We start from the raw sequence: 10,486 nt of genomic DNA, 5'->3' as shown, positions 1-10,486 counted from the left end.
GCCACCACACAAGCCATCAGACACCGCGCGCGCACCGTCGCCCTCCCGCCCTTCGCCTCGCCGACGGTGCGCGCGCGGTGTCTGATGGCTTGTGTGGTGGCTAGCCAGGATCTGCGCAGACCGGTCGTCTACACGCTTCGGACGCTGGCGATCGCCGTCTGCTACTACGCGGCGGGACGGCTGGGGCTGACGCGGGAACTGGTCATCGAGGGCGCGGTCGTGTCACCCCTCTGGCCGCCCACCGGCGTGGCCGTCGCCGCCCTGCTGGTCTTCGGGCTGCGGTACTGGCCGGGAGTCGCCCTCGGCGCCCTGGGCGTCGTCCTGTCGCTCGCCCCGCCGACGTGGCCCTCGCTGGTCATCATGGCGGGCAACACCGCCGCGCCCGTGTGCGGGTGCCTCCTGCTGCGCGCCGTGGACTTCCGTACCGACCTCGCACGCCTGCGGGACGGGATCGCCCTGGTGTTCCTGGGCGCCTTCGCCTCGATGCTGATCAGCTCGTCCGTCGCCGCCGGACTGCTCGTCGCCACCGGTGAGCTGCCGGGGGCCTCTTTCTGGGGCGTGTGGCTGGCCTGGTGGGTGGGGGACGCGATGGGAGTGCTCATCGTCGCCCCGGCCCTGCTCGTGCTCCGTCAACTGCGCGGTCCCCTGCGCTGGTCGCGGTGGAAGGAGGTCCTGGGGCTGGCGGTCGTCGCGGCCGCCCTGGTGCCCCTGATCACCCGCGTCGGGATGAGCGTGCTGTTCCTCGTCTACCCGCTGTTGATCTGGACCGCACTGCGGCTCCGGCTCGCCGGCAGCACGGCGTGCGCGGTATTCGCCTCCACCATGGCCACCGTCGCGGCGACCGACGGGGTGGGGCCCTTCGAGAGCCTCTCCCGCGAGGAGGTCCTGATCAACCTCCAGGCGTTCAACGGCGCGGTGGCCCTGACCGCCCTGCTGCTGTCGGCGCTGATCACCGAGCAGCGCAACACGCGGCGTTCCGTGGAACGGGCCTGCCAGGAACTGGTCGAGGTGCTGGAGCACCTCGCCGCGGGAGAGAACGCCCCGGGCCTGCCCTCCCGGAACGGGGGCGGGGCACGGTGGGCCCCGGAGGACCCGGACTGGGACGCCCGGAGCACGGGAGAGTGGAGCACCCGGCGCGGTACGGAGGATTCCGGTTCCGGCCGGTGAGCGGGGCGCGGCCGGGCCGTGCGCGGTGCCCCGCCCCGCGGCCGCGCCGCGTGCTCCCGCCGGGCGCGGGGCGGACGGGCGCGGGATCGCGCGGCGGGCGCCGGTCCGAGCGGTGGCCGGCCGGGCCGCGAAGTCCCGGTCCCGGACACGGGTGTCCCGTTCACCTGCTCAGCGACCCGGCGTCCCCCATGACGATCACCGGGTGCTGCCCGGGGTCGAGGGCCAGCAGGAGCTGCCTCATGTGCCGCTCCTCGAGGCTCACGCAGCCCTGGGTGGGCCCGTCGTGGTCCACGTGCAGCCAGATGCCGCCGCCCCGGTCGGCGCCGAGCGGGCGGGTCCGGTCGAGCGGGGAGGTGCCCGGGACGCGGTTGTAGTCGATCGCCACGACGTAGTCGAAGGACCCGGCGAGCGGCTCCCCCATGAAGCCCGTCCCGCTGATGGCGAACCCGGGCGACTCGTCGTACGGCAGCAGTGTGCCCGGGTCCGGCAGCAGACCCCCCGCGTCGCTGAGGGTGAACACGCCGATGGGCGAGCGGAGATCGCCCGCCAGGTGGTTGTCGGTCCAGCCGTTGAGGGCGTTGCGGGCGGGCCACGCCGTCCCCGGCTCCCAGCCCGACGCGGTACGCCGGTACAGGACGGCCTCGGAACGGTTCGCGTCCCGGCCCCTGCCGGTGACGACGACGGCCTGGCGGGTGTCCCCGGGGATCAGGGCCAGCGTGCGGGGACCGAGGTTGCCGAGGGGGGCGAGGCTGTCGGGAGGCGCTCCGGCGTCGGTCCGGCCCGGGGTGGCGCCCTCCGCGCCGGAGGTGCCGGTACCGGGGGCTCCGTTTCCCGCCGTCGGGTTTCCCGGCGCTCCGGCCGCCCGTGGAGCGGTGGCCGTGGGGGGCGGCTCCCCCGCCGTGCTGCCGGTGGTCGCCGCACAGCCGGTGAGGAACGCCGCCGCCAGGAGGGCGAGGACCGGCACCGGCAGCCGGCCGCGGCGCCGGGCGGGAGCGGCGGGCCGCCGGTCGGCCGGGGACGGAGCTCGTGGACGCCCGCGGTGCGGGCCTTCGATCGATGAGGCCATGGGCTCAGCCTGACTTCGGCTCGGGCAAAATGCCGCGCTCCCCGCGCGAGTCCGGGCAACGTCCCCCGTCTGCCCGCCGGGGCACCGGCCTTCGGCGGCCCCGGCGGGGCGGCGGACCGTCATTCCCCGAGGAGGAACGCGAGGACGGCGGCGCCCGCACCACTGGCCACGCCCACGACCGCGGCGGCCACGCACCGCGTCCGGAGCTGGTGATAGCGCTGGGCGTACATGGTGCGGAGTTCGGCCGCCCGGTCGCAGATCCGGACCAGTGTCACGCGGGAGGCCTCGATGCGGTCGGCGGTGTAGACGCGTTCCACGTCCTCGCGCTGCGCGGTCGTCAGCCACGGCAGCTGCTCGGTGAACCGCTCGGCCCGGCGCCGGGCGTCCTCGACTTCGGCCGCCCACAGCAGGTACCCCTCGAACTGGTCGAGGCCGCGGGCGCTGTCCTGGCTCGGATTCACATGCTCCTCCACGCTGGGCTGCGGAATCACTCCGGTCAGGCCTGGTCCCCGGGGGCCTTGACCGCGGAGCGCTCGGGGCGGTTCTCCTCCCGGTCGTACGCCGCGACCGCCGGGTGGTGCAGGTCGAAGGCCGGGGATTCGCTGCGGATGCGCGGCAGGGTGAGGAAGTTGTGGCGCGGCGGCGGGCAGGAGGTGGCCCACTCCAGCGAGCGGCCGTAGCCCCAGGGGTCGTCGACCTCGATCTTCCTGCCGTACTTGGCCGTCTTCCAGATGTTGTAGAAGAACGGCAGCATCGACATGCCGAGCAGGAACGACGCGATGGTCGAGACCGTGTTCAGCGCGGTGAAGCCGTCGGCGGCCAGGTAGTCCACGTACCGGCGCGGCATGCCCTCGGCGCCCAGCCAGTGCTGGACCAGGAACGTGCCGTGGAAGCCGGCGAACAGCGTCCAGAAGGTGATCTTCCCGAGGCGTTCGTCGAGCATCTTGCCGGTGAACTTCGGCCACCAGAAGTGGAATCCGGCGAACATCGCGAAGACGACGGTGCCGAACACCACGTAGTGGAAGTGCGCCACGACGAAGTACGAGTCGGTGACGTGGAAGTCCAGCGGCGGCGAGGCCAGGATGACGCCGGTCAGACCGCCGAAGAGGAAGGTGACCAGGAAGCCCGCCGACCAGAGCATCGGCGTCTCGAAGGACAGGCTGCCCTTCCACATGGTGCCGATCCAGTTGAAGAACTTCACCCCGGTCGGGATCGCGATCAGGAAGGTCATGAAGGAGAAGAAGGGCAGCAGCACTCCCCCGGTGGCGAACATGTGGTGCGCCCACACCGTCGCCGACAGACCGGCGATCGCGATGGTCGCGCCGATCAGGCCCAGATAGCCGAAGATCGGCTTGCGGGAGAAGACCGGGATGATCTCGGAGACGATGCCGAAGAACGGCAGCGCGATGATGTACACCTCGGGGTGGCCGAAGAACCAGAACAGGTGCTGCCACAGCAGTGGCCCGCCGTTGGCCGCGTCGAAGATGTGGCCCCCGAACTTGCGGTCGTACGCGAGGGCCAGCAGTGCGGCGGCCAGGACCGGGAAGGCGAGCAGGACCAGCACACCGGTCAGCAGCACGTTCCAGGTGAAGATCGGCATGCGGAACATCGTCATGCCGGGAGCGCGCATGCAGACGATCGTGGTGATGAAGTTGACCGTGCCGAGAATGGTGCCGAACCCCTGGAACGCCAGGCCCAGGACCCACAGATCAGCGCCGAGTCCCGGCGTGCGGACCGAGTCGGACAGCGTGCTGTAGGCGGTCCAGCCGAAGCTGGCCGGGCCGTTCGGGGTGAGGAAACCACTGAGCGCGATCAGCGAGCCGAACAGGAACAGCCAGTAGGAGAACATGTTCAGCCGCGGGAAGGCGACGTCGGGGGCGCCGATCTGGAGCGGCATGATCCAGTTCGCGAAGCCGACGAACAGCGGGGTCGCGAACATCAGCAGCATGATCGTGCCATGCATGGTGAACGACTGGTTGTACTGCTCGTTCGACACGATCTGCAGGCCGGGCCGGGCCAGTTCGGCGCGGATGACCAGCGCGAGGACGCCGCCGAGGATGAAGAACGCGAACGACGTCGTGAGGTACAGCGTGCCGATGGTCTTGTGGTCGGTGGTGGTGAGCCACTTGACGACCACGTTGCCGGGGCGCCTGCGCCGGACCGGCAGCTCGTCCTCGTAGGAGTCCGACTCGACCGAGTCCGACGCACTGTGAACCGCCACTGTTCCGCTCTCTTTCTGTGGGGCCGGTATCTCTACCCTCGGGAAGGATGTCGCACATGCGCCCGCTCGCGTGAGACCCGGGCACGGCCCGGCGTGTCACCGTACGCATCCGTGGACTTGCACATTGTGACGTACGGGACGAGGTTGTCGCGCCCGCGGGAGGCCGTCCGGACGCACCGGGGCCCGCACCCGGGTGGGTGCGGGCCCGCCGGCCGGCGCGGTGCGCAGGGGGTACGGGTGGGGCTGCCGGTTGACCACGATCTGCGAGCCGGGGTCGATCAGCACGTCGCCCTCGGCCGAACCGGTGAGGGCGACGTCCGTCGGGGTGGCGCCCCCCGTCGCGCACCGGTCCGGCACGGGCTGCGAGCCCGCCCTCGGTCACCGGACCGTGTGGCCGACCTCCACCGGGTCGAACGCGATCCGGGTGCGGGCTCCGCTCCCGGCCCACACGACCTCGACCGTCCTCCCCCGTCCACCCGGACCTCCCGGACCGCCTCCGCCGGGGATCCGGGGCCGGGTTCGGTGGTCAGGCTCGCCAGAGCGACGTGCACGGACGTGCCGTGGGAGCGGCCGCCGAGCCGGGGTACCCGGGCCCAGCGGGTGAAGGCCGTGCCCTGAGGGGCGCGGATCAGGCCGGCGACGGACTCGTCCCAGCCGTGCAGTCCGTGCAGCGACGAGACCAGCGGTTCGTCGGGGCCGGTGGCCCAGCCGGTGTGCGTGACCAGGGAGCCGTCCGGTGCCCCCACCACCCGGTGCACCCGCAGCTCGTGGCGGCCGCGGGCCACCGTGACGCTCTCCACCCGCAGGCCCGGCACCATCGGCGGGCCGTCGGCGAACACCGGCCGGTGCCAGGAGGCCGCCCAGCCCCACCCGTCGCCGTGCCCGGCACCCAGCGGGTGGACGCGGCGGCGGACGCTGGGCCGGCCGCCGACCACCACGGCCAAGTGGTTGTCGGCGACGTTCCCGGTCGCGGTCGGGCCGGTGCGGGTCGAGTAGGCCTGGCGCCCGTAGTGCGGGTCGTCCTCGGCGGCCGACTCCGCCTGGTGGGGGCGCACGTGGTGACTGCCGTGGTTGTGCAGACGGACGATGCCGTCGGCCCGGGTCGCCTGGAGGAGCAGTCCGGGCGCGGGCAGGGCGAGCACCCGGTCGGCCTCCTCCACCGGTGCGGGCTCCTCGCGGTCCGTCCAGAGGGCGTGGCCGGCGGGGGCGAGCAGGGCGACGAAGGCCTTCGACGCCCAGTAGGGGGACGCGGGGCCCGAGTAGGTCTGCAGCACGGCGTCGTGCGGGCCGTGCCAGCCCGGGCTCAGCAGTCCGTCGCCGGTCAGTGCGCCCCGGTCGAGGAAGTAGCGCAGGCTGCCGTTGGCGATGCGGCGCGAGGCCCCGGGGGTGAGCGGGCTGTGGCCGGTCACCGCGCCCAGTGCGACGGCCGACGCGGCGGCGAAGCGGTAGGTGAGGGACCGCCCGTAGTGCATCGGCGCCCCGTCCGCGCCGAACATCAGGGCGAAGCCCTCCAGGTGGGCGCGCAGCCGGGCGCCGTAGTGGGCCAGTGCGCCGGCGTCGCCGCGGAGGTGGGCGTCGAGGACCGGGTAGAGGTGCAGGGCCCAGCCGTTGTAGTGGTCGAAGGCGGGCATCTCCCCGTCGGTGTACCAGCCCTCGCCCCGGTACCAGTTCTCCAGGTGCTCCACCGCGCGCTGCCGGGCCGCGGCCGTCTCGCGGTCGCCCCGGCCGACGGACTCGAGGAACCCGGCGACGGTGTACGGGAAGAGGTACCAGTTGTTCGGCGCGGGGGTGTGCCGCAGTGCGCCCCGCAGCCATTCCTCGGCGCGGTCCCGCACGCCGGGGTCGAGGTTCTTCCACAGTCAGGGGGCGGTCAGGCGCAGTCCGAGGGCGATCGACGCCGATTCGACCATGGGCTGGCCCTGGACCGTGAAGTCCAGGATCAGCGGCCAGGACTCGGTGTCGTCGCGGCCCGGGGTGCGGGTGCCGGCGGCCAGCCCGTGCGCGTAGCGCTCCAGCAGGTGGTGCGGGTCGTCCCCGGCCGCTCCGGCCACCCGGAGGGCGGCGGCGAGGAACGTCCTCGCGTACCCCTCGAGGCCGTCGGAGCGCACGCCCGAGCGGGAGGGGCATCCCGGCAGGTCCAGCAGGGCGTGACCGGGGGTGCTCCAGCGCCGGGCCGCGGTGAGGAGCCCGTCCGCGACGGTCTCCCAGTGGGCGCGGGTGTAACCGGTGTGGGGGCTCAGGTCGCGGTTCTCCGGGGGCAGTTCGAAGGGGACGCTCATGCGAGGAAGGCCAGCCTTTCGCGTCGTACGGGGTGGAGGAAGCCGTCGCCGGCGGCCCAGCGCCGGATCTCGGCGAGCGCGAGATCGGCCAGGCGGCGCAGTTCGTTGCCCTGGGAGCCGGCGAGGTGGGGGGTGAGCAGGACGTTCTCGCAGTTCCACAACGGATGGCCGGGCGGGAGGACTTCGGGCTCGGTGACGTCGAGCACGGCCCGGATGCGGCCGGCCAGCGCCGCCTCGGTGAGCGCGTCCTGGTCGACGACGGCGCCGCGGGCGGTGTTGACGAGCACGGCGTCGGGCCGCATGGAGCCGATCAGGTCGCGGCCGACCAGGCCGCGGGTCCCGGGCAGCAGCGGGGTGTGCACGCTGACCGTGTCGGACTGCCGGAACAGCTCCGGCAGCTCCACCAGGTCCACTCCGAGTTCGGCCGCCTCCTCCTCGTCGACGTACGGGTCGTGGAGCAGGACGTCGATGTCGTGCGGGCGCAGCAGGTCGATGACGCGGCGGCCGATGAGGGAGGCGGACAGGATGCCCACGGTGCGGTGGTGGTTGCCGGTGGAGCGGTCGGGGCGCGGCCGGTCGGGCCGGGCGCGGGCGCCGCGGTAGTCGCGCGCGCTCTCCAGGACCCGTTTCCCGGTGAGGAGGATCATGGCGAGGGTGTACTCGGCGACCGGCACGGCGTTGGCCGCGGCGGCGGAGGAGACCTCGATGCCGCGTTCCCAGCAGGCGTCGGTGACGTGGCCGCGTACGCTGCCCGCGGCGTGCACGACGGCGCGCAGGCGGGGCGCGGCCCGCAGGGCCCCGGTGTCCAGGGGCGGGCAGCCCCAGCCGGTGACCAGCAGGTCGACGTCGGCGAGCACGGCGCGCGCCCGGGGCGTGGTGAAGTCGTCCAGTAACGGCAGGGGCGCCGGCTCGCACAGTGCGGCGAGGGCCGCGTGCGACTCCGCGTCGAGGACGGCCGAGGCGACGTCCGGGTGCATGGCCAGCGCGGCACGGGGCCGGAAGGCGGAGCGGGGCGGGTGCTCGGTCATGGTGGGGAGGAACTCCTTCCGTGAGCCGCCCGCTTCACGGCGCCGGCGGCCGGACCGCCGCGCCGGAAGCACTGAAGCGGGACGGGGCAGGGGCACGACTCTCAGGAGCGTGCCCATGAGGACCGCGGGGCAGTGCTCGGGGGCGGCGGCCGCCGGGCCGCTCCCCGGGCAAAGGCCGGAGCCGTCGGGTACGGACCTGGCCCGGCGGCATCGTCACGGGCGGGCGGAAGGCGTGCCGGAGCGTGGTGGGCCGGAGCCTGGTGGGCCGGCGGAGGAGCACGGTGGCCGGGACGGAGGACGGCGTACACGGCGCCGTCCCGAAGCGGGTGGCCGGTCGGTCAGCGTCACGGGCGCGGGTGGCCTCCGGCGCCCGGTCGGGCCCGTCGTCCCGGACAGGCCCCGGGGCCGCGGCCGAGGTGAGAGCCGGGCCGCGGCGGGGCGGGGCCGGCTCGCCCCCTCTCGGACGCGCGGGGGCGGGCGGGGCCGGACGCTCGTCGCCCGTCCGGGCCGTGCGGCCGGGACGGGCGACGAGCCGGCTCAGCGCGCGGCGGTCACCTCGACGGCGAGGTCGTTGTCGACGGTGTAGTACGGGCGCGCGGCGGCCTCGCCGACGGTGAGCGCCGGGTACACGCACACCGTCTTGCGGTCGGCCGTGTCGTCGAGGAGCCGGCCGACCCTCACCGGCGGGGCACCGGCGGCGGGCCGGAGGAAGACGTCCCAGACCTGGTCGCCGGATGCCGCGCCGGTCAGCTCCGCGAAGGGCGCGGTGAAGGAGAGACCGCCGCCCTCGGTCCGCAGCGGGAAGGAGCGCGTGGTGTCCCGGTCACCGCGCAGCCGGAGCAGCGCGGTGGCGTCGTCGGACGGTTCGGCGCCGTGCAGGCGTGCGTGGACGGTCATCGCACCGTCCGCGAGGTCGAGGCGGCCGGCCTCGGCGTGGGCGGGACGCAGCCAGGCCCGGATCGCCAGGAACCCGTCCTTCGTGGCGTAGGGGACCCGGACGGCCACCGGGGACGGCCGTTGCCGCAGGTTCCCGTCGACGAGGGCGCGCAGGTCCCGCAGTCTCGGGCGCAGCCGTTCCCGTACCGCGTCCGGTTCCCTCATCAGGTACGCGTCCCAGCGGCCCTCGGCGAGCGCCGGCAGCGGTTCGAGCACCGCGCGGAGGTCGCGGTCGTCGCCGTGGTGTTCGAGGTCGAGGAGGCGCGTCGGCTGCGGCGGCGCGTTCTTCCTCGCCCTCGGCACCAGGGCCAGCCGGGGACGGCCGGCCGGGCGCAGGGCGACGCGGAAGGTGGTCCGGCCGTCGGCGTCGACCGTGCAGTGCGCGCGCGGTGTGTCCGTGTCCTGTGCGGTGGTGCTCATCGGCGTCCCTTCCGTAGGGTGCGCAGCGCCTCGGAGGCGGCGGCGAGGGCGAGGTCGGCGGCGGCGTGGCCCTGGCCGGACAGGGTCCGGCCGCCGTCCGGTGCGGGGCGCCGGCCGGTACTCCGGGCCGTGACGGCCTCCCCGGCGAGGCGTTCGGCCTGTGCCACGACGGGTCCGGGGGCGTAGCGGCGGGCGTTGTCGAGGGCGGCCCTGCCCATGCGGCGGCGCCGTTCGTCGTCGCCGACCAGGTCCAGCAGGGCCCTGCCGAGGGCGTCGGCGTCGTCGACGGGCACGAGCCGGCCGTCGACCCCGTCCTTGATGATCTCGCCGGGCCCGTAGGGGCAGTCGGTGCTCACGACGGGCAGTCCGCAGCGCATCGCCTCGACGATGGTCATGCCGAACGGCTCGAAGTTGGACGCGGCCACGCCGATGGAGCCCTTGACCCACTCGGCCTCCATGGGAGTGGCCGCGCCCATGAGGAAGACGTTGTTCCACAGGCCGAGCGACTCGATCAGACGGCGCAGCGCGGGCTGCTCCTCGCCCTTGCCGTAGATGCGCAGCTGCCAGTCCGGGTGGGCCTCCGCGACGCGGGCGAACGCCCTGATGATCAGGTCGTAGCGCTTGACCGGGACCAGGCGGCCGGCCGCGACGACCACCTTGGCGGTGCCGTCCGCGGCGGGCAGCACGGGGTCGGGGACGCTGTTCGGGAGGGCCTCCACGCGCACCCCGGGCAGCCTCATCTTGCGCCGGTAGGAGTCGGCGTCCGCCTCCGTGACGGTGGTGAGCACGTCGAGGTGGCGGTAGGCGCGGCGCAGCGCGGTGCGCAGCCTGGGCGGGTGGTTGTCCAGGGTGAGGTGCTCCTGGCCGACGCGTGCGACGTGCTCGGGGGCCTGGAGCGCGAGGTGCACGTTGAGTCCGGGCCGGGTCCCGACGACCACGTCGGCGTCGACGGACTCCAGGCATTCGGCGATCCGCTGGTCCGTCAACTCGCTGTACTGGTGGTAGCGGTACTCCGCCGCCGGGAACACCTTGGCCGGCTTCCGGTGCCGGGGGTCGTCCTTCTCTCTCCTGAGATCCACCAGGGGCCGCAGCCGCACGTCGGGGTGCGGGGTGAGGTTGGGGTGCTCCCGGTGCCGCAGCACGGAGACGATCTCCACGTCGTGCCGTTCGGCCAGCGCGGCGGCGAGGTTGAACGTGGTGGTGATCGTGCCTCCGATGCCATAGGCGTTGTGGATCAGGAAAGAGATCTTCATGGCGGACTAGACCGCTTGAAGCGTTCAGAAGTTGTCTGCTGTTATCACTTTGTTGATTCGGATTGCGCCTTCCGGATGAAGGTTCCGCAGGGTCATCCCTCTTGGGGCCGGCCGGC

At 73.7% G+C, this 10,486-nt stretch carries 7 protein-coding genes and 1 pseudogene; 1 reads left to right on the top strand and 7 read right to left on the bottom strand.

Annotated elements, in window-relative coordinates; all coding sequences use genetic code 11:
* Positions 1–1,167, top strand: a 1,167-nt coding sequence (locus tag AOK18_RS15620; RefSeq protein WP_420865613.1) for an MASE1 domain-containing protein, incomplete at its 5' end; no start/stop codon positions are given.
* 160 nt (positions 1,168–1,327) lie between these two features.
* Here AOK18_RS15620 and AOK18_RS15615 read toward each other — a convergent pair.
* The 7 genes and pseudogenes from AOK18_RS15615 to AOK18_RS15585 all read right to left on the bottom strand — a co-directional run bounded on the left by AOK18_RS15615 (position 1,328) and on the right by AOK18_RS15585 (position 10,370).
* The gene (locus AOK18_RS15615) at positions 1,328–2,233 is read right to left on the bottom strand and encodes a hypothetical protein (RefSeq protein ID WP_055694757.1); all 906 of its coding nucleotides are present in this window, start codon (positions 2,231–2,233) and stop codon (positions 1,328–1,330) included.
* A 119-nt stretch (positions 2,234–2,352) separates the two neighbouring features.
* Positions 2,353–2,694: a hypothetical protein gene (locus tag AOK18_RS15610; protein ID WP_055694756.1), complete on the bottom strand. Its 342-nt coding sequence runs from the start codon at positions 2,692–2,694 to the stop codon at positions 2,353–2,355.
* 35 nt (positions 2,695–2,729) lie between these two features.
* Positions 2,730–4,454, bottom strand: a complete 1,725-nt coding sequence (ctaD, locus tag AOK18_RS15605; protein WP_055574393.1) for an aa3-type cytochrome oxidase subunit I — start codon at positions 4,452–4,454, stop codon at positions 2,730–2,732.
* Between the two features lie 378 nt (positions 4,455–4,832).
* A pseudogene (locus AOK18_RS15600) lies at positions 4,833–6,733 on the bottom strand (DUF2264 domain-containing protein).
* The gene (locus tag AOK18_RS15595; protein WP_055694755.1) at positions 6,730–7,761 is read right to left on the bottom strand and encodes a hydroxyacid dehydrogenase; all 1,032 of its coding nucleotides are present in this window, start codon (positions 7,759–7,761) and stop codon (positions 6,730–6,732) included. The pseudogene AOK18_RS15600 and the gene AOK18_RS15595 overlap by 4 nt, the downstream one beginning before the upstream one ends.
* A gap of 537 nt (positions 7,762–8,298) precedes the next feature.
* Entirely contained in the window at positions 8,299–9,117 is an 819-nt protein-coding gene (locus AOK18_RS15590) for a hypothetical protein (protein ID WP_055694754.1), read from the bottom strand.
* Positions 9,114–10,370, bottom strand: a complete 1,257-nt coding sequence (locus AOK18_RS15585; protein ID WP_055694753.1) for a glycosyltransferase family 4 protein — start codon at positions 10,368–10,370, stop codon at positions 9,114–9,116. The genes AOK18_RS15590 and AOK18_RS15585 overlap by 4 nt, the downstream gene beginning before the upstream one ends.
* Positions 10,371–10,486 lie beyond the last annotated feature (116 nt).

It is taken from the genome of Streptomyces prasinopilosus (genome assembly GCF_001419695.1).
GTDB classification, from domain to species: domain Bacteria; phylum Actinomycetota; class Actinomycetes; order Streptomycetales; family Streptomycetaceae; genus Streptomyces; species Streptomyces prasinopilosus.
The sequence above is the reverse complement of the archived record's forward strand: the minus strand, read 5'-3'. Positions and strand labels throughout refer to the sequence as shown.

Excerpts from the sequence above, each read along its gene's own strand:
- AOK18_RS15585 (WP_055694753.1), bottom strand. The coding sequence starts at position 10,370 with ATGAAGATCTCTTTCCTGATCCACAACGCCTATGGCATCGGAGGCACG.
- AOK18_RS15595 (WP_055694755.1), bottom strand. The coding sequence starts at position 7,761 with ATGACCGAGCACCCGCCCCGCTCCGCCTTCCGGCCCCGTGCCGCGCTG.
- AOK18_RS15615 (WP_055694757.1), bottom strand. The coding sequence starts at position 2,233 with ATGGCCTCATCGATCGAAGGCCCGCACCGCGGGCGTCCACGAGCTCCG.
- AOK18_RS15590 (WP_055694754.1), bottom strand. The coding sequence starts at position 9,117 with ATGAGCACCACCGCACAGGACACGGACACACCGCGCGCGCACTGCACG.